The 20,346-nt window shown below is 36.8% G+C and carries 20 protein-coding genes and 1 pseudogene; 20 read left to right on the plus strand and 1 reads right to left on the minus strand.

Going from position 1 to position 20,346, the window contains the following annotated elements; all coding sequences use genetic code 11:
* Positions 1–46: 46 nt before the first annotated feature.
* Positions 47–385 carry a helix-turn-helix domain-containing protein gene (locus QM928_RS05130; RefSeq protein ID WP_414273440.1) on the minus strand — a complete coding sequence of 113 codons (339 nt, stop codon included), beginning with the start codon at positions 383–385 and terminating at the stop codon, positions 47–49.
* A 139-nt stretch (positions 386–524) separates the two neighbouring features.
* On the opposite strand from QM928_RS05130, the gene QM928_RS05135 reads away from it, so the two are divergent.
* The 20 genes and pseudogenes from QM928_RS05135 (at position 525) to QM928_RS05230 (ending at position 20,342) form a co-directional block, all read left to right on the plus strand.
* Positions 525–1,808, plus strand: coding sequence for an LPXTG cell wall anchor domain-containing protein (locus QM928_RS05135; protein ID WP_414294672.1), 1,284 nt, complete (start codon positions 525–527; stop codon positions 1,806–1,808).
* 160 nt (positions 1,809–1,968) lie between these two features.
* Positions 1,969–3,180 (plus strand): cell division peptidoglycan polymerase FtsW, encoded by a 1,212-nt coding sequence (gene ftsW, locus QM928_RS05140; protein WP_281334969.1) that lies wholly within the window; start codon positions 1,969–1,971, stop codon positions 3,178–3,180.
* Positions 3,181–3,205: 25 nt separating this feature from the next.
* Positions 3,206–6,031 (plus strand): phosphoenolpyruvate carboxylase, encoded by a 2,826-nt coding sequence (ppc, locus tag QM928_RS05145; protein ID WP_414294673.1) that lies wholly within the window; start codon positions 3,206–3,208, stop codon positions 6,029–6,031.
* Between the two features lie 445 nt (positions 6,032–6,476).
* Complete coding sequence (gene trpX / locus QM928_RS05150; protein ID WP_414294674.1) at positions 6,477–7,475, plus strand: tryptophan ABC transporter substrate-binding protein; 999 nt, start codon at positions 6,477–6,479, stop codon at positions 7,473–7,475.
* Between the two features lie 61 nt (positions 7,476–7,536).
* On the plus strand, positions 7,537–8,403 hold the full coding sequence (locus tag QM928_RS05155; RefSeq protein ID WP_414294675.1) for an ABC transporter permease: 867 nt from the start codon (positions 7,537–7,539) through the stop codon (positions 8,401–8,403).
* Complete coding sequence (locus QM928_RS05160; RefSeq protein WP_414294676.1) at positions 8,400–9,158, plus strand: ABC transporter ATP-binding protein; 759 nt, start codon at positions 8,400–8,402, stop codon at positions 9,156–9,158. Before QM928_RS05155 ends, QM928_RS05160 begins: the two co-directional genes overlap by 4 nt.
* A gap of 265 nt (positions 9,159–9,423) precedes the next feature.
* Entirely contained in the window at positions 9,424–10,134 is a 711-nt protein-coding gene (locus QM928_RS05165; RefSeq protein WP_414294677.1) for a TipC family immunity protein, read from the plus strand.
* A gap of 86 nt (positions 10,135–10,220) precedes the next feature.
* Positions 10,221–10,946 carry a TipC family immunity protein gene (locus QM928_RS05170; RefSeq protein ID WP_414294678.1) on the plus strand — a complete coding sequence of 242 codons (726 nt, stop codon included), beginning with the start codon at positions 10,221–10,223 and terminating at the stop codon, positions 10,944–10,946.
* Between the two features lie 78 nt (positions 10,947–11,024).
* The gene (locus tag QM928_RS05175) at positions 11,025–12,560 is read left to right on the plus strand and encodes a hypothetical protein (RefSeq protein ID WP_153224716.1); all 1,536 of its coding nucleotides are present in this window, start codon (positions 11,025–11,027) and stop codon (positions 12,558–12,560) included.
* A gap of 289 nt (positions 12,561–12,849) precedes the next feature.
* Positions 12,850–13,164, plus strand: coding sequence for a hypothetical protein (locus QM928_RS05180; protein WP_153224715.1), 315 nt, complete (start codon positions 12,850–12,852; stop codon positions 13,162–13,164).
* 252 nt (positions 13,165–13,416) lie between these two features.
* Positions 13,417–13,476 (plus strand): annotated as a pseudogene (locus QM928_RS05185) (GH-E family nuclease); the annotation flags it as partial.
* Positions 13,477–13,484: 8 nt separating this feature from the next.
* Complete coding sequence (locus tag QM928_RS05190; protein ID WP_153224714.1) at positions 13,485–14,024, plus strand: ankyrin repeat domain-containing protein; 540 nt, start codon at positions 13,485–13,487, stop codon at positions 14,022–14,024.
* A complete protein-coding gene (locus tag QM928_RS05195; protein WP_228113855.1) occupies positions 14,017–14,349 on the plus strand; it encodes a DUF2185 domain-containing protein in 333 nt (110 codons plus the stop codon). Before QM928_RS05190 ends, QM928_RS05195 begins: the two co-directional genes overlap by 8 nt.
* Before the next feature lie 292 nt (positions 14,350–14,641).
* Positions 14,642–14,950 (plus strand): hypothetical protein, encoded by a 309-nt coding sequence (locus QM928_RS05200; RefSeq protein WP_281334964.1) that lies wholly within the window; start codon positions 14,642–14,644, stop codon positions 14,948–14,950.
* A 37-nt stretch (positions 14,951–14,987) separates the two neighbouring features.
* A complete protein-coding gene (locus tag QM928_RS05205) occupies positions 14,988–15,413 on the plus strand; it encodes a hypothetical protein (protein ID WP_414294679.1) in 426 nt (141 codons plus the stop codon).
* 69 nt (positions 15,414–15,482) lie between these two features.
* On the plus strand, positions 15,483–15,866 hold the full coding sequence (locus QM928_RS05210) for a hypothetical protein (protein WP_281334962.1): 384 nt from the start codon (positions 15,483–15,485) through the stop codon (positions 15,864–15,866).
* Between the two features lie 103 nt (positions 15,867–15,969).
* Positions 15,970–17,730, plus strand: a complete 1,761-nt coding sequence (gene dnaG / locus QM928_RS05215; protein ID WP_414294680.1) for a DNA primase — start codon at positions 15,970–15,972, stop codon at positions 17,728–17,730.
* Between the two features lie 2 nt (positions 17,731–17,732).
* Positions 17,733–18,842, plus strand: coding sequence for an RNA polymerase sigma factor RpoD (gene rpoD / locus QM928_RS05220; RefSeq protein WP_000201894.1), 1,110 nt, complete (start codon positions 17,733–17,735; stop codon positions 18,840–18,842).
* A 17-nt stretch (positions 18,843–18,859) separates the two neighbouring features.
* Positions 18,860–19,189: a metal-sulfur cluster assembly factor gene (locus QM928_RS05225; RefSeq protein WP_000331926.1), complete on the plus strand. Its 330-nt coding sequence runs from the start codon at positions 18,860–18,862 to the stop codon at positions 19,187–19,189.
* Between the two features lie 100 nt (positions 19,190–19,289).
* A complete protein-coding gene (locus QM928_RS05230) occupies positions 19,290–20,342 on the plus strand; it encodes a glycosyltransferase family 4 protein (RefSeq protein WP_075231625.1) in 1,053 nt (350 codons plus the stop codon).
* Positions 20,343–20,346 lie beyond the last annotated feature (4 nt).

Raw genomic sequence — 20,346 nt, forward strand, 5'->3', positions numbered from 1 at the left:
AAAAACTATCTGCCTTTCTTATTTTAGAAAGTAGATAGTTTTTTTGTTATTGAATTTCATTTAAAATTAGTAAGAGTGCATCTACTACTCGAGAACGTTGTTCTAATGGAAGTATCTTTAATTCATCAATAAGTCGTGATATTTTTGGATCTTCTTCTTTAAGTTGAATGTCAAAGAAGGTATCTAAGTCAACATCTAATGCTTCCATAACTTTTTCAAGTGTTTGAATTTTTAAGTTTGTTGACAGATTTTCTAGTTTATAAACATAATTTGTTCCTAAGTCAGCCATCTCCTCTAATTGTTCTTGAGTATATCCTCTTTCTAGTCTGAGTAAACGGATGCGTTTAGAAATGTAGTCTTGCAAATTACTTTTTTTGTTTACCATGTAGTACCTCGCTACTTACATAATACAGACAAACGACTGTATTTTTTAGACTTTAAATGGTTACATTTTTATAAAATAACTTTAAAAAGTTGTAAAATATGATATAATGAAGTTATAAAAAAATAATGAGGGGAAACCTATGAAAAAAGAATTGATTACTTTGACTGCAATAGCAGCAACTGGACTTGCAACGACTGTAAGTGCAAATGAGGTAACTGAACTGAATGTCGATAATGCAGGTGGTGTGCGCAATGCTCAAACTGAGCCAACAATTAATGTTATTGATGTCAAAAACGAGCCAGCATTGGTTGAAAAAGAAACACCAAAACCAGTAGAAGTGAAAACTCCTACTAAGGAAGAAGTCGCTGAACTTGGTGTTACTGCTAAACAAACCCAAGAAGATGCCGATAAGGCAAAAGAGGTTTTGGATCGAGCGAATGAAACTTCTGATAAAGCAGAAAAGAAAGTTGAAAGCTTGAAACAAGCTAAAGACGATGCTCAAAAGATTGCTGACAAAGCAACACCAGAAGCGATTCAAAACGCAGAAAAGAAAGTGGAAACTGCTAAAGCAAGCGTTCCAACTGCTGAACAAGGGGTATCTTCTGCGCAAACTGAACAAGATGATGCAGACCGTAATGTAGCTATTCAAGGCAAAACTGTTGGTACAAAACAAGCAGAAGTCACTCAAGAACAAAATGGAGTTGCTGATGCTAAAGAAAAGCAAGCAGCAGCTGTTACAGAAGAAGCTCTTAAAGATGCACAAGCAAAATTGAAAGACGCTGAGAAAGCTCTTCAAACTACACAAGAGGCACTTAAAGCAGAAGAAGATAAGATGGCAAATCTTGAAGTAATCGCTTCAAGCAAAGCCAAAGCGGTATCTAATGCTAAGAAAGCACTTCAAGATGCACAAGAAGAAGTTAAACAAGCCGAAAAAGAGCTTGCAGACCTTAACAGTGCGCATACTCGTTTGGCAGAAGTAAAAGCAGAACTTGAAAAAGCAGAAGCAGAGCTTAAAGATGCTTATAAAGCACAAAACGAAGCTAAAGTAGACTATGAAGTTAAGAGCCTTGCAGCAGATCAAGCTAAGACTACTTACGAAACTGCCAAAGCGAAGTATGAAGAAGCAGAAACAAAACGCTTGGCTGCACTTGCAGACGAAAAACGTAAAGAGCTAGAAAAAGCAGGTTACCAACCAGTACCAGTGGTAGACGGTCGTGGGAATGTGGTTAATTACAAAGCAGAGAAAGTGACTGTAGGAACTAAAGACGATAAAACTTATCAAGCGCCTGCACAAGCTACAAATGCAAAATCAGAACCTGAGAAACAACTTCCAAATACTGGAACGAAAGAATCGAATCTCTTAGCAGTGCTTGGTGCAAGTATTGGACTACTTGCTTTAGCAGGAAAACGAAAATATAGATAAAATAGAAAGGGCGTTACTGCCCTTTTTATGCTATATTTGAGTAAAATTCGAATGTTTATACTGTAAGAGTTTTTTTCTAGGCTAAAAAATGGTATAATAGCATGTAAAACTAGAAATAATAAGGGAAAATAAAAATATTTTTCCGAAAGATAGGTGACATATGAAAATAAGTAAAAGGCACCTGCTGAATTATTCCATTTTGATTCCTTATTTACTGTTATCCGTTTTAGGATTGATAGTAGTTTATTCGACAACTAGTGCGACCCTTATTCAGGAGGGGAAAAGTGCATTATATCTAGTGCGAAATCAGGGAATTTTCTGGATAGCCAGTTTATTCTTAATAGCCTTAATCTATAAATTAAAATTAGGATTTCTTCGTAATGAGCGGTTGCTCTTTATCGTTATGTTTGTCGAGCTGATACTCCTAGCTCTGGCACGGTTAATAGGTAGTCCCATCAATGGAGCCTATGGCTGGATCAAGGTTGGTCCCATCACGATTCAACCAGCAGAGTATCTAAAGATTATTATCATTTGGTACTTGGCTCAGCGTTTTTCAAAACAACAAGATGAGATAGCAGTTTATGACTTCCAAGTTTTAACCCTCAATCAGTGGTTGCCAAGAGCCTTTAATGATTGGCGTTTTGTCCTCTTGGTCATGATTGGTAGTTTGGCAATCTTCCCTGACCTTGGAAATGCAACCATCTTGATTTTAGTATCCTTGCTCATGTATACCATCAGTGGAATAGCTTATCGATGGTTCACAACTATTCTTGGCTTACTAGCTGGTGTCTCTATGATTTCCTTAACAGCCATTCGCTTTATCGGTGTTGAGAAATTCTCTAAAATTCCCGTATTTGGTTATGTTGCCAAGCGTTTCAGTGCTTTTTTCAACCCCTTTAATGACCTAGCAGGATCTGGACATCAGTTGGCTAATTCTTACTATGCAATGGTTAACGGTGGCTGGTTTGGTCTTGGATTAGGAAATTCCATTGAAAAACGAGGTTATCTACCAGAAGCTCATACAGACTTTGTCTTTTCGATTGTGATAGAGGAGTTTGGATTTGTAGGAGCTAGTCTTATTTTGGCTCTTCTATTCTTCTTGATTCTTCGTATTATTTTGGTTGGTATTCGAGCGAGAGATCCTTTCAACTCTATGGTGGCAATTGGTATTGGTGGAATGATTCTAATACAGGTATTTGTTAACATTGGCGGTATATCAGGCTTGATCCCTTCAACAGGGGTAACCTTCCCCTTCCTATCGCAAGGTGGAAACAGTCTTTTGGTCCTATCAGTAGCTATCGCCTTTGTGTTGAATATTGATGCCAGCGAAAAACGTGCCAAACTCTATCGCGAATTAGAAGCGCAACTCTAAGACATAATATAACAAGGAGAAAAAAATGTCTCTTCAAAAGTTAGAAAATTATAGTAACAAAACGGTCGTACAAGAAGAAGTTCAAATCTTGACAGATATGCTGGAAGATATCACAAAAAATATGCTTCCTGCTGAAACCTTTGATAAGATTATGCACTTGAAGGAACTTTCTTCAAAACTTGACTATCAAGGGCTAGATAAAGTAGTAACAGGGCTTTCAAATGATGAGATGGTCTACATTTCTAGATACTTCTCTATTTTACCTCTTTTAATTAACATCTCAGAAGATGTTGACTTGGCTTATGAGATTAACCACCTAAATAATGTTGATCAAGACTATTTGGGTAAATTGTCAACAACTATTAAAATGGTGGCTGAAAAAGAAAATGCTGCCGAGATTCTTGAACACTTGAATGTGGTGCCAGTTTTGACAGCCCATCCAACTCAAGTTCAACGTAAGAGTATGTTGGATTTGACCACTCATATCCATACCCTTTTACGTAAATATCGTGACGTGAGAATGGGACTCATTAACAAGGAAAAATGGCATAATGATCTTCGTCGCTATATTGAGATTATCATGCAGACAGATATGATTCGTGAGAAGAAACTAAAAGTAACCAACGAAATCACCAATGTGATGGAGTACTACAATAGTTCCTTCCTACAGGCTGTCCCTAACTTGATGCTAGAGTACAAACGTCTAGCAAAAGAGCAAGGAATTGATCTTAAACAAGCCAAACCAATTACTATGGGAATGTGGATCGGCGGAGACCGTGATGGAAATCCATTTGTAACAGCTGAAACACTTATGCGTTCTGCTACTATCCAAAGTGAAGTGATCTTGAACTACTATATTAGCAAGATTTCTAGTCTCTATCGTACCTTCTCTCTCTCGACGAATTTATCAAAAACTAGTAAAGCTGTTGAAGAAATGGCTGCTCAGTCTGGAGATACATCAGTCTTTCGTGAAAAAGAACCTTATCGTCGTGCCTTTCATTTGATTCAGTCCAAATTGATTCAAACTCTCTTGAATTTAAAAGAATGGTCTGTTGTTGGCTCGTCAGCTGATGAACGTCATCCTGTTGAACGTCTTCTTGGTACTCAAGGGCATCAACAAGGAGTGATTACAGATTATATTAGCAATCGACTTTCAGGAGCTATTCAAGAGCTAGCTGAAGATCGTCCACCATTTTACGAAACAGTTGAAGAGTTTAAAAAAGATCTATATACCATTAAGGATTCATTACTTGAAAACAAGGCAGAGTCCTTACTCACAGGTGAATTTGCAGAACTTTTAGAAGCTGTAGAAGTATTTGGTTTCTTCTTGGCTTCCATCGACATGCGTCAAGATTCAAGCGTCCACGAAGCCTGTGTAGCAGAATTGTTGGCATCTGCTGGAATCAATGACCACTATAGTGATTTATCAGAAGATGAAAAATGCGACTTGCTTTTACATGAATTGTTAGAAGATCCTCGAATCTTGTCTGCAACTCATGCTGAGAAGTCTGAACTTCTCGAAAAAGAATTAGCTATTTTCAAAACGGCACGTGAATTAAAAGATCGTTTGGGAGAGGACGTTATTCGTCAAACGATTATCTCTCACGCAACTAGCGTATCAGATATGCTTGAGTTGGCTATTATGCTAAAAGAAGTTGGTCTGGTAGATGCTGAAAAAGCGCGTGTTCAGATTGTTCCTCTCTTTGAAACAATTGAGGACTTGGACCATTCTGAAGAAACAATGAGAAAGTATTTCTCTCTACCACTTGCTAAGAAATGGATTGCTTCTAAAAACAATTACCAAGAAATCATGCTTGGCTACTCTGATAGTAATAAGGATGGCGGTTATCTATCATCTTGTTGGACACTCTATAAGGCCCAACAACAATTGACTGCTATTGGTGATGAATTTGGAGTCAAAGTAACCTTCTTCCATGGTCGTGGTGGTACCGTTGGCCGTGGTGGTGGCCCTACTTATGATGCTATTGCTTCTCAACCGCTCAAGTCAATTAAGGATCGTATTCGATTGACAGAGCAAGGGGAAGTTATCGGAAACAAATACGGAAACAAGGATGCAGCTTACTATAACCTTGAAATGTTGGTTTCAGCAGCTATCAACCGTATGATTACCAAGAAGAAGAGTGATACCAATACGTCAAATCGCTATGAAGCCATCATGGACCAAGTAGTAGAACGTAGTTACGATATCTACCGTGAGCTTGTATTTGGAAATGACCATTTCTATGATTATTTCTTTGAATCTAGTCCAATCAAGGCTATTTCAAGTTTCAATATTGGTTCTCGTCCAGCAGCTCGTAAAACGATCACTGAAATCGGTGGTCTACGTGCTATTCCTTGGGTATTCTCATGGTCACAAAGTCGTGTTATGTTCCCAGGTTGGTATGGAGTTGGTTCAAGCTTTAAGGAATTTATTGACCAAGATCCCAAAAATATCGAATATCTTCGTGATATGTATCAAAACTGGCCATTCTTCCAGTCACTCCTATCTAACGTTGATATGGTCTTGTCCAAATCAAATATGAACATCGCCTTTGAGTACGCTAAACTGTGTGAAAGTGAAGAAGTCCAAGCAATCTACTATACCATCTTAGATGAATGGCAATTGACCAAGAACGTTATCTTAGCCATCGAAGGCTATGATGATCTCTTGGCAGAAAATACTTATTTGAAAGACAGTCTCAACTACCGCATGCCTTATTTCAATATCCTTAACTATATTCAGTTGGAATTGATTAAGCGTCAACGTCGTGGTGAGCTATCTTCAGATGAAGAAAGATTGATCCATACAACTATCAACGGAATTGCTACAGGATTACGTAATTCAGGTTGATACAAGCTCCATTTTCCAAAAATCGTAGGAATTTTCGTAATTTTTTAAAATATTTTATGAAAACCCTTGACAAGTTTTAGTAAAATGATATAATTTAAGCATTCAGAAAGTAATCATTGAAATTTTTTAGAGAGTCTGTGGTTGGTGGAAACAGATAGGTGGAAGTGATGAAAATTGGGCTGAATGTTATTAAGAATTTGAAATCATAAGAATTCGGTGAGCACACCTTACAGTGCAACTCGTTTTAGCGAGTAAGAGCGATAGGACTAGTTCCTATAATTGAGGTGGCACCGCGCATCGACGTCCTCACACAAGTTTTTTGTGTGAGGACTTTTTCTATGGGGAGGAAAAAATTATGGAAATCAAACGATGGCGACGCTTAGTAAAGTTATATTGAAAGTGAAATGAACATTACTAAGTTTAAGAGGAATAAGGAGAAATAGATATGAATAAACGTTTAATTGGTATTATCGTAGCATTAGCACTTGTAGTTGGAGGAAGCTTGGTGTATTCTAGCTTAACGAAGCAAGAAACTAAAACTGAGACAGCAAATAAAACTGCTAAGGTTGGTGTTCTACAGTTCGTCAGCCACCCATCACTCGACTTGATTTATCAAGGTATTCAAGATGGACTTGCTGAAGAAGGCTATAAAGGTGACCAAGTTAAAATCGACTTTATGAACTCAGAAGGTGACCAAAGTAAGGTTGCAACCATGAGTAAACAATTGGTAGCAAACGGAAACGATGTTGTTGTCGGTATTGCAACTCCAGCAGCTCAAGGTCTAGCAAGTGCAACAAAAGACCTTCCTGTTATCATGGCAGCTATTACAGACCCAGTTGGAGCTAACCTTGTACAAAACTTGGAAAAACCAGGTGGAAACATCACAGGGGTATCCGACCATAACCCTGCTCAACAACAGGTTGAATTGATCAAGACATTGACTCCTGATGTCAAGACGGTTGGAGCTCTTTACTCAAGTAGTGAAGATAACTCAAAATCACAAGTTGAAGAATTTAAAACTTATGCTGAAAAAGCTGGTTTGAAAGTAGAAACATTCGCAGTTCCATCAACTAACGAAATTGCTTCAACAGTTAATGTTATGACTGGTAAAGTAGATGCAATCTGGATTCCAATTGACAACACAATCGCATCTGCGTTCTCAACTGTAGTATCAAGCAACCAAACAGCTAAAAAACCAATCTACCCAAGTGCGACTGCCATGGTAGAAGCAGGCGGTTTGGCATCAGTGGTTGTTGACCAACACGATCTTGGTGTTGCTACTGGTAAAATGATTGCCAAAGTCTTGAAGGGTGAAAAACCTGCAGATACACCAGTTAATGTCTTCTCAACTGGTAAATCAGTGATTAACAAAAAAGTTGCTCAAGAACTTGGAATCACAATTCCTGAATCAGTTCTCAAAGAAGCTGGTCAAGTAATCGAATAAGAATAAAGGAGGAGTTGGAGACATCTCCTCCAATTTTTAGAATAAAGGAAACGAATCAAACATGCTAATATCTATTATTTCACAGGGATTGGTCTGGGCTATCCTAGGTTTAGGAATCTTTATGACCTTTCGTATCCTGAACTTTCCAGATATGACAACGGAGGGCTCTTTCCCCTTGGGAGGAGCTGTAGCAGTGACTCTGATTACGCAAGGAGTTAATCCTTTTCTTGCGACTTTAGCGGCTGTAGGGGCAGGGTGTCTTGCTGGTTTAGCAGCGGGGTTATTATATACCAAAGGGAAAATTCCAACTCTTTTATCAGGAATTTTAGTCATGACTTCTTGTCATTCTATTATGCTCATGATTATGGGACGGGCTAACCTTGGACTCTTAAACACCAAGCAAATCCAAGATGTTCTTCCATTTTCATCAGAGGTTAATCAATTACTGACAGGTTTAATCTTTGTGACTTTGGTTATCCTTCTCATGCTTTTCTTCCTAGATACCAAACTTGGACAGGCCTATATCGCTACAGGGGATAATCCAGACATGGCTCGTAGTTTTGGTATCAATACAGGACGTATGGAGCTTATGGGCTTGGTCTTGTCAAATGGTGTAATCGCACTTGCTGGCGCACTTATCGCTCAACAAGAAGGTTATGCGGATGTCTCTCGTGGTATCGGTGTTATCGTTGTTGGTCTTGCCAGCTTGATTATCGGTGAGGTTCTCTTTAAGAGTCTTACTCTAGCAGAACGCTTGGTTACTATTGTTGTTGGTTCCATCAGTTATCAATTCTTGGTATGGGGCGTTATTGCTCTCGGTTTTAATACTAGTTACCTTCGCCTATACAGTGCTCTTATCCTAGCAACTTGTCTTGTAATTCCAACACTTAAGGATAAATACTTGAAAGGAATCAAGTTAAGCAAATGACAGCAATTGTAGAATTAAAAAATGCCACAAAAATTGTGAAAAATGGCTTCGATGAGGAAAAAATTATCCTAAACGATGTTTCGTTGGATATTTATGAACATGACTTCATCACAATCTTGGGTGGAAATGGAGCAGGCAAGTCAACCCTCTTTAATAGCATTGCAGGGACTCTGCCTTTGACTAGCGGGAGTATTCGCATCATGGGTGAGGATGTGACTCATTTCAGTCCTGAAAAGCGTGCCAAGTACCTCTCTCGTGTCTTCCAAGATCCTAAGATGGGAACTGCCCCTCGTATGACAGTTGCAGAAAATCTTTTGATTGCAAAATTCCGTGGAGAAAAACGTGGTCTCTTTCCAAGAAGACTCTCAGCTTACAAGGAAGAATTTCAAGCAACTATTGAGAAGGTTGGAAATGGACTAGAGAAACACTTGGATACACCGATTGAATTCTTGTCAGGTGGACAAAGACAGGCCTTGAGTTTATTGATGGCGACCTTGAAACGTCCAGAACTCCTTTTGTTGGATGAACATACAGCTGCTCTTGATCCTAAGACAAGTGTCGCCTTGATGGAATTGACGAATGACTTTATCAACAAGGACCATCTAACAGCTTTGATGATTACTCACCATATGGAAGATGCTCTCAAGTATGGAAATCGCTTGATTGTTATGAAAGATGGACAAATCATCCAAGATTTAAACAAGGATGAAAAAGCCAAGATGAAGATTTCCGATTACTATCAACTGTTTGAGTAGATAATTTTTAAATCACGCATCCTTAAAAACTTAGAAGTAGGCTTTTGCTTCTAAGTTTTTTGTATTAAAGGGAGATTATCTAAAAATGGTCTGGATTCCACCGTCTAAGATTTTATAGTATAATGATTATAAGGAAAATGTTGCTAAAGATAAAAAAATTATAAAAAAGTGTTTTGCGTCTAAATTTTATCTTGTCTCTAAAATAAGGTATTTAAAATGTATTTTTACTTTGTAAAGTATATAAGTTCTAGGTAAGGAAAAAGTCATGAAAAAAATTTTAAAAATCGTCCTCACAACGGTATTAGTTTTTCTAACTTTGTTTGGTCTATATCGTGTCTATCAAAAGAATTATTATAAAGGAGTATATGAATCTTTAAGTAATGTCTTTTTAGAAATGAACTATGCAGAAACCCGTAGTGGTGTCTTACCTGGCCTTGCTGATTTTAGTAAAGCTATTGACGGGAGTCAATCGTTTAGAGATCCAGACAGGATAATTTCCATAGGACTTGATGCAGGCTTGTCTGAAAATGAAAGTTTAGAAGTGATTGTAGGTTTTGAAGAAACTTTTATTATTGAATACCAGCAACTGTTATCTGATGGGAGATATCTATTTATTAGATACAATTATAAGAATAAAAATCTTAACCAAACTATCGAAATTTCAGATTCTAAAAGTTCACTGGCATACTACTTAGCTGCGTATAATATAAGAAATAAGGATAGCGGGGAGATAAATTTGGAGTCGTATTTTAAGAGAGCGGGCACTGTGGAAAAACCAAATTTTTACTTAACTAATCCCAACGAAGTACTAGAGTATTTAAAGCCTTATGGGATTGATGAAGCTTGGATTAAAGAAAAATCCCACTTCATGCTCTATGATGTCGTTCTAGGACGCTGGTTTAAAAATGGTAGTCAACGTTACTCGGTTGATAATCTTGGGGATGTAGAGATTATGCCACTAAGTTTTTCTGAATAGGATGATACCCAAGCAATGGAGCTGTTAAAAGAGAAGAATAATGTTGCTTATCAGTTTATCCAAGATTTAAGTAAGGAAAAAGGTAAATGAAAAAAATTTTAAAAATCCTAGTCATAACTGTATTAGTTTTTCTAACTTTGTTTGGTTTATATCGTTTGTATCAAAAGAATTATTATAAAGGAGTGTATGAATCTTTAAGTAATGTCTTTTTAGAGATGAACTATGCAGAAACCCATAGTGGTGTTTTACCTGGACTTGCTGATTTTAGTAAAGCCGTTGACGGAGGCCAATCATATCGCGATAAGGATATTATAGTTGGTATGAGTCCTGAAGCAGGCTTATCTGAGAGTGAAACTATATTAGTGTATGTAGGTATTGAAAAAACATTTCTAATTGAGTATAGGCGGTCGTTACCTGATGGCAGATACCTTTTTATTGATTATGATTATAGAGATAAGATGCTCAAACAAACTATTGAAATTTCGGAATCTGATCAATCATTAGCATATGGATTGACCGGTTATCGTATAGAAATAAAGACTAGAGGAGAACTTGATTTAGCATCATATTTGAAAATTTCCTATGGTTTTAGTTCGACTAAAGGTTTACCAAGTTTTCAGCTAACAGATCCCAACGAAGCACTAGAGTATTTAAAGCCTTATGGGATTGATGAAGCTTGGATTAAAGAAAAATCCCACCTCATGCTCTATGATGTTGTTCTAGAACGCTGGTTCAAAAAAGGTAGTCAACGCTACTCCGTTGATAATCTTGGGGATGTAGAGATTGTGCCATTGAAATCTATGAAAGAATAGAACTAAGTATGAATAGAGAGAGCTTTATAAATAGTAAATGTATGTTATAATATAGGAAATGAACTTGAGGTGATTTTTATGAATTTATTGAATATTTTTTCTGAACTTGATTATAAAGCTATCATCGAGGGGAGTCTGACTAATTTAATTCCAACAATTATAGCAGGAGGATTTGCATTATTTGTAATTGATAAAATGACAAGCTATATCCGTATTTCAAAAAAAATGGAATCCTATGGTTTTAAGGGGACGGCTTCAAAGAAGGGGTTTTCTAAAACTGATATAAAGAAGATGTGTAAAGATACTGAGAGATTAGATATTATCTTTGTATCGGGTTATGGTTTTTTTAGTGCTAACAAGACGCCTCTAAAAAAAGCTATGGATAAAGGTATGCACATTCGATTTTTATGCGCGCAAGTAGATAATCATTTCTTAACTGATATTGAAAATTTAGAAGTAGAGCAAAAAAATCGTAAATCTGGAACAAAGATTAGTGAAGAGATTCGTGAAATAGTCAACGAGTATGAATCATACATTTTAGATATTAACGTGGTAGAGCAATATTTAAATAAGATTAAGCAACTAGAACAACTAGACATTGAACAAGGCTATTTAGAAAATGGCAAAGATATAAAAAAGGAAATTGAAAAGTTATGTAAACAACTTGAGTATTATAAACGTGAAAAAAAGATGGAAATTCGCTATTACTCAACTGAGTATCGTTTACCGTTTATTTTATCTCAAAGTAAACCTTCAAAGGGTAAAATAACAACGAAAGTATGGTTGAATATCACTCTTCCTCCATATAAGTCTGTTGAAAATTTTATGTTAACTGGTGAGAGGGTTGATGATATTAACAAAGATGAGGGGGATTTTAACTTTATTGAAATGATGGAAGAACACTTTGAAAGTATCTGGAATAAGGCTTCTCTAACATTAGGTGAAAATGAAATAAAAAAAGAATCTCAGTACAAAAATTGGGAAGAGTTATTAAAATCTTCATCAGAACGGATGATAAAGTCAAGACAAACTGGCAAAGGTTTATTAATTGAAGTTGCAGCCCAGCACCCATTAGATGAAGGAAAATATCCTAATGAAGAGTTTTCAAAACGCTTGGATAAGGCTATAGAGTTATATAACAGATTAAATCAATCGGGAGAAAGTGTATATATTTATGTTCCAGGAAGTATTCATAAAAATAATGAAGTAGTAGATGAACTTTCTCTTAGCGGTGCCGGAAAAAATTATTTAGTAGAAAAAGGGATAAGTAGTGCAGTAATATATAGTGATGAGATGAATGTAAAATATAAAGGAGATCAGGGAGTTTATAATTCTACTGATGAGTGTTATGTTGCAACTCAGATTTTTGAAGAAATGAAATTTAAACAAATTTATTGTGTATGTTCGCCAGCTCAACTTTTAAGAAAAGCTTTCAGTTATATTAAGTTTGGTACTTTACCTTATTTTGAGGTTGCAAATGCTGAAACATTACATCATAGTTATGTAGATGAATATTTCAAAATGATTCCATTACTCTTGTCAGATGATAAAGCCTTACAATTGGATTCTGAATTAGGAGAAGAGATTCGTAAATGCAGAAAACCAATGAAATAAAAGATAAATAATATGGGGGGATTTTTAAGATTCGACTTATCTTTACTCAAGGAAGCAAGTTGTAGACTAACTTGCTTTTATTAAATTATTGTAGTTCTGAATATAATACTCAATGAAAATCAAAGAGCAAACTAGGAAGCTAGCCGCAGGCTGTACTTGAGTACGGCAAGGTGAAGCTAACGTGGTTTGAATTCGATTTTCGAAGAGTATAAATCTAAAATTGAAAAGTTAATTGAAAGTAAGATTTATACGATAAATTTTGTGAGTATAAGTTTAATATGAAATAAGGATGTTAGTTAAATTGAAAAAATTAGATTTTGTTCTTTTAGCCATCTTACTGTTTACTGTATCCATCCTAACTCTTGTGATCTGTAATATAAAATGGGGAATCATTACTTTAGGTCCAAGTGAAGAGACAAAGGTGCGTGTAAACGGACACTCCGAGAGTTTGGACTCCATAATCCATGTAGAGGTAATTCCAGTTACTACAGATGGGAATATAAAGCTTTCTCGAGGTGATGATTGGTTTGATCCTGAAAAAGGAATTGGATATAATATTAAGGATTCTCGGATTGAAACCTATCATTACAATGAAAAAACATAAAGCTGGGATGTAACGATATTAGAGAATCCTCATAATGGCATTGGTGTCGATCGCGAAGGTATTATTATGGATCCACCTCAAAATGCACTTTTTTCGTTTGCTTCAAAGAAAGGATTCGAAATCAAAATAAAGAATATATCTGATCAGACAGTTGAATTTAAAGTAAAAGTGACATATGATTAAGATTTGGCAAGTTGATAGTTTAGCAAGCAATAGATCCAAATAGTAGATTGATTAGAATCAAACCGGTCAAATCCTGCTAACTTTCAAATTGAAGTACCAAAATCAAATAGAAGTCATAAATATGAATAGGTGAAGGAATGGTATTACAAGATATATTTGATGCAGCTCAAGAAGGAACGTTTGAAGAGTTTTATTCGCTCTACAAGGGAGATGTCAATCAAAACACACATGAGAAATTGAATTTGTTGAACATGGTTTTAACTAGCAATACTTTGCTAGATGAAAAACTTAAGATTATTCAGTTTCTTATTGATGAAAAAATTGATGTTAATTGTTTAGACTCAGATAATAGAAATGCCTTACATAATTTGTTTCAGTTTAAAGCGAATTGGAGAGTAGATGTTGAGTATGCAACTAAGGTCATGTCAATGTTGTTGAAAGCAGGGATAAATGTTAACCAAGTTGATAAATATGGGGCAATTCCATTGATTGCTGCGATTACAGTCTTGAAATTAACAACCAAGGAAGCCTTGCCTTTATATGAGATGTTGATTGCTAGTGGTTCTGATATTCACCGTAAAGATTTTCAAGGGAAGTCAGCTATAGATTATGCGAGAGAATTCAGTTGGAGACAAGATTTATTATCTGAAAATGGAGGGTTACTTGCTGATGAATAATAGTGATTTTGGTGGATTTATGGTTTCAAATAATGTAATAAATGGCTATCCGATTCAGTACACTTATAGAGAGAAATCTTCAATTTCTCAGTTAAATGGCTGGACAATATTATCTTCTATCGATGATGAAGAATATATTTCTAATCCTGATAATTTTACAATTCTAGGTGTGACAAGTATAGTGCAAATTGCTCCGGTTCTACTAGAAATTTTTCCCGCAAAATATGGAACAGATTTGTTTTGGCTATATGATGACAATGTACATATAGGATTTTATGATTTAAAGTCAGAAAGAGAAGTTACTATTACAGAGATTTTGCAATAATCTTTTCTGAATGACTATGGTATATTTTAAAAAAACAAAATGAATGATTAAGCCAAGTAACTTTAAAAAATTTTAGAAATTCAGATAAAGGCATTGTTTTATAAAAAAGCAGGAGATAAAAACATGGCATACATACAAGAAGATTTTCAAGAATGGATTTTCCTCATTGGATTTAAGATGGACTATTTTACCAGGGAGTTTGCTGGGGAATAAGGCCTTCATTAAGACTATAGCATCTAATCTTTGGATGATTTGGAGTCTTAGATATTGGCTCACAAGGGAGGAGATTAAAGTGACGATAGAAACAGAGTTGAAAAAAATAAGTAAAAGTTTATCTTTAATAAATGACAGTCAAACCTCTAACAAGATATCTTCTACTAATCTAGAAAATATAGATGATATTTTAAATGATTATTTACCCCTTCATTTAAAATGGATAGAGAAGGGAAATTCTTGGATTGTTGAGTCATTAAGTGAGAATCGCCAATTAGATAGACAAGCCTTTTCTCAGTTACTTGTAGGAGTTAGAAATCTGTATCTTGATTTAGAGGAACTTCAAGATTTACTGATTGAAGTATCAAATGAAATAGATGAAAATTAGATGTTTAAAACGTTAAAAGAGAATAATGAAGGTATAAATGAAATTAGAACTAGAAACTAAAAATGAAGAATGGGTAGAAGTCTTTAAAGATTTGATTCCTGTAGATAATTATAGGTTAAAGGTCCTGTTGACAAACTTGTCAGATGGTCAAGAAATTCGGTTGATTGGAGAAAAGAATCGTTTTAAATTATCATGTTTTTGCTATGATGAAGCACGATTTTTTAGCAGGGAATTGTATTTATCTGCAATTCTGGATAAAGAGATGTTTAAAAAATATGAAAAAAATAATTTCCAAAATATCATTTATGAAGTCAAAAATAGTCAATTAGTGAATAAACTCGGATATACAGCCTATGGTAGTGCAGGAACACTGTATTCACAACATTATATCATCATAACTCAAGATAGTGTAGTGGAGATTCTTGTGTCCGCAAATTCTAATTTAAGTATCAGTCAATACTAGAAAATTTGCTAAATAAACATGTACACCGCTGTAGTACAATTATCAGAAAATAGAACTTGGAGAATTGATATGGAAAAATGGACGGAAATTAAACCGGGCTTCATCCCTTTTGGCGACTATGGTATCGAGATAAATATAGACGGAGATACTCTAATTGCCTACTTGGAAGATTCGGAAAAATTTAAATTTACCTTTACAAAAGTTTGGGCTTTCCGTTCAGTCCAGGAAAGTTTAGAATTAATAGATAGTTACTGGGAGCAAGGATTAGCAAAGAACAGACCACTTTATCTGACCAACTATATCTATGAAGTCGAGAATGCAGAATTTGGGGACTTGGTCGCTTCTGCAAATATAGTTAATAAAAAGCTCCATCACTACAAATTAATGTCGACGCATTTTTTAGTGGATATTGTATCTGAAAATGATGTAAAAGTGGAGAAAGTGACTAGCTAGTTTTATGAAATAGTCTCATGTAAAGTGTATGAAATGGTTTACTTTTTTTCAGAAATAAGCTATACTAGTTAGAGTAAACTGTGATAAAATGGAGGTATTGTCTATGGTTGACAAGAGACTCATCGAAGAGATCAAAAACAATACCAATATTGTCGAAATCATAGGAGAAGTGATTTCCTTACAAAAATCTGGACGGAACTTTTTAGGGCTCTGTCCTTTTCATGGTGAAAAGACTCCTTCCTTTAACGTGGTCGAGGATAAGCAGTTTTACCACTGTTTTGGATGTGGTCGTTCTGGAGATGTTTTTAAGTTTATCGAGGAGTATCAGCAGGTAACCTTTGCGGATGCGGTGAGGATATTAGCTGAGAGACTTGGGATTCAGATGGCAGCGCCTGTTCATAGTTCTGTACAGCCTAGGTCGCCGCATCAAAATCTCTACGATATGCATGACAAGGCTGCTCGGTTTTATCATGCCATCCTCATGACAACTAAGATGGGTGAGGAGGCTAGGAACTACCTCTATAAACGTGGCTTAACAGATGATGTTCTCAAGCATTTTATGATTGGTTTGGCCCCAGCAGAACGCTCTTATCTCTATCAACGTTTAGCAGATGATTATAGTGAGAAGGACTTGCTGGATTCAGGTTTGTTTTATCTATCTGAGAGTAACCAATTCTTTGATACCTTTCATAATCGCATTATGTTTCCTCTTTCAAATGATCAAGGAAAGGTGATTGCCTTTTCTGGTCGTGTATGGCAAGAAGAAGATTCTCAAACTGGAAAGTATAAAAATAGTCGAGCGACGGCAATTTTTAACAAGAGTTACGAATTATATCATTTGGAGAGGATAAAAAAAGGCTCGGGCAAGGCTCCTGAAATCTACCTGATGGAAGGGTTTATGGATGTCATTGCGGCTTATCGTGCTGGTATTGAAAATGCAGTTGCTTCTATGGGTACCGCACTGACAAGTGAACATGTGGAGCATCTGAAACGCTTTACCAAAAAAGTGATCGTCACCTATGACGGAGATAAGGCTGGGCAAGCTGCGACGGCTAAAGCCTTGGACGAGCTTAAAGATATACCTGTCCAAGTAGTCCAGATTCCTGATGCGATGGATCCGGATGAATATTTGCAGAAAAACTCTCCTCAAGACTTGGCTTATCTCTTAACCAATACACGCATTAGTCCTGTTGAGTTTTACATTCATCATTTCAGACCTGAAAATAGTGAAAATCTACAAGCCCAGATTGAATTTATAGAGAAAATTGCCCCCTTAATCGCCAAGGAACCCTCTATCACAGCTCAGAATTCCTACATTCACATTTTGACGGATCACTTGCCATCTTTTGACTATCAGCAAGTCGAACATATTGTCAATGAAAGTCGTGTTAGACAGAGAAAGGAGAAGGTCAAGGAGACCTATAGTCCGAGTCCTGTCACTATGTCTGTTACCAAGCAGCTGACAGCAGTGATGAGAGCGGAAGCCCATATCCTCTACCGAATGATGGAACATCCCTTGGTGCTTAATGACTATCGCTTAAGAGAGGATTTTATCTTTGAAACTCCAGAGTTTCAGACCTTGTATGGACTCTTGATTGATAATGGAAGTATCTCATCTGAGGATTTGGCTCATCAGACCAGAGAAGTGGAGAGTGCGTGGTATCAAGTCCTAGCCTTAGATTTGCCACCTGAGATGTCCCCTCACGAGTTAGCTGAAGTGGAAGAGTCACGAAAAAGAGCTCTTTTGAATCAGGAAAATCTGCAAATTAAAAAGAAAGTTCAGGAAGCTAGCCATGTCGGTGATACAGACACCGCATTAGAAGAGCTAGAACGCTTAATTGCCCAAAAAAGAAGAATGGAGTAAGAATGGCAACAAAACAAAAAGAAGTAACAACCTTTGACGTCCAAGTAGCGGAATTTATTCGCAATCATAAAAAAACTGGTACAGCAACTGATGATGAAATCAATAACGCCCTCGTAATTCCCTTCACTTTAGATGTGGAAGGTATTGAGAATCTTTTGCAACGCATTCAAGATGCTGGTATCTCAATTACGGACAACGAAGGAAATCCTAGTGCGCGTGTTTTGAGCACTGAGGAAGAACCAGAGTTGACTGATGAAGATTTGATTGGTTCAACCTCTGCTAAGGTCAATGACCCTGTCCGTATGTATTTGAAAGAAATCGGGGTTGTGCCTCTGCTTACAAATGAAGAGGAAAAAGAGTTGGCCCTTGCTGTTGAAGCGGGTGATATCGAAGCTAAACAACGCCTTGCAGAAGCGAACCTTCGTTTGGTAGTATCTATCGCTAAACGTTATGTTGGACGTGGAATGCAGTTCCTTGACTTGATCCAAGAAGGAAACATGGGCTTGATGAAGGCCGTTGATAAATTTGACTACTCTAAAGGGTTCAAATTCTCAACTTATGCGACTTGGTGGATTCGTCAGGCCATTACTCGTGCAATTGCTGACCAAGCTCGTACCATCCGTATTCCAGTACACATGGTGGAAACCATTAACAAGCTTGTTCGTGAACAACGTAATCTTCTTCAAGAGTTGGGACAAGATCCAACTCCTGAACAAATCGCTGAACGCATGGATATGACACCTGACAAGGTTCGTGAAATCCTCAAGATTGCCCAAGAGCCGGTTTCTCTTGAAACACCAATCGGTGAAGAGGACGATAGCCATCTTGGTGACTTTATCGAAGATGAAGTGATTGAAAATCCAGTTGACTACACAACTCGTATCGTTTTGCGTGAGCAGTTGGATGAAGTCTTGGATACTCTTACAGATCGTGAAGAAAATGTCTTGCGTCTCCGTTTTGGTCTTGATGATGGGAAAATGCGTACCTTGGAAGATGTTGGTAAAGTCTTCAACGTGACTCGTGAGCGTATCCGTCAGATTGAGGCAAAAGCTTTGAGAAAACTTCGCCAGCCAAGTCGAAGCAAACCACTTCGTGATTTCATTGAAGATTAAGTTGAGGGAGAGTGAAGATGGCTTATACAGAAGAGCAAATTGAAAATATCAAAACACGTATTTTGACAGCCCTAGAAGAAGTGATTGACCCTGAATTGGGGATTGATATTGTCAATCTAGGCTTGATCTACGAGATTCGTTTTGATGGCGATACAGGTGAGACTGAAATTGATATGACCTTGACAACCATGGGTTGTCCCTTGGCAGATCTTTTAACTGACCAAATCTATGATGCTATGACGGATGTTCCAGAGGTTACTAACGTTGAAGTCAAATTAGTTTGGTATCCAGCTTGGACAGTTGAGAAAATGAGCCGTTACGCTCGTATCGCTTTAGGCATCAAGTAAATAAATGATAAAAAGAGAAATAGTGTTGACGCCAGGAAATTCCCAGCTTTTATACTATCTCTCTTTTAATTTGCTGATTTTATTTGAAGAAAATGGTATAATGGTTACTATGGAAAAAGAGAAATTACGCATCAATATGCTAAGTTCAAGTGAAAAGGTAGCTGGCCAAGGTGTGTCTGGTGCTTACCGTGAACTGGTGCAGCTTTTGAAACGAGATGCGAAAGACCAACTGATCGTAACGGAAAATCTACCGATTGAGGCGGACGTTACTCATTTTCATACGATTGATTTTCCTTATTATCTCTCGACCTTTCAGAAAAAACGTTCTGGTCGTAAGATTGGCTATGTTCACTTCTTACCAGATACCTTGGAAGGTAGTTTGAAGATTCCATTCTTCTTAAAGGGGATTGTCAAACGCTATGTATTTTCTTTTTATGAGCGTATGGAGCATCTGGTTGTGGTTAATCCTACCTTCATTGATGATTTGGTTGCTGCTGGGATTCCACGTGAAAAAGTGACCTATATTCCTAACTTTGTCAACAAAGAAAAATGGCATCCACTTCCTATAGAGCAAGTTGAACAACTTCGAAAAGATATGGGAATTGATGAGAATCAGTTTGTAGTCGTTGGTGCAGGTCAGGTTCAGAAGCGTAAAGGAATAGATGACTTTATCACTCTAGCTGAGGAATTACCGGATATTACTTTTATTTGGGCTGGTGGTTTCTCATTTGGTGGTATAACGGATGGTTATGAACGCTATAAAAAGATTATGGATAATCCTCCTGAAAATCTAATTTTCCCAGGGATTGTTGACCCAGAACGGATGAGAGAGCTCTATGCCTTGGCTGATCTTTTCTTACTTCCAAGCTATAATGAACTCTTTCCAATGACTATTTTAGAGGCAGCAAGTTGTGAAGCTCCCATTATGCTTCGTGATTTGGATCTATACAAGGTCATTCTGGAGGGAAATTATAGACCAACTACTGATGTGGATGAGATGAAAGAAGCTATCTTGGACTATCGGGAGCATCCAGAAGCTCTGAGAGAATTGAAAGAAAAGGCAAAGGCTATTTCAAGAGAATACTCAGAAGAGCATTTGCTTGAAATCTGGCTAAAATTCTATCGGGAGCAAGCAGCTTTAGGAAAAAAATGAGGTA

This window comes from Streptococcus infantis (assembly GCF_047460405.1).
Lineage (GTDB): Bacteria > Bacillota > Bacilli > Lactobacillales > Streptococcaceae > Streptococcus > Streptococcus infantis_Q.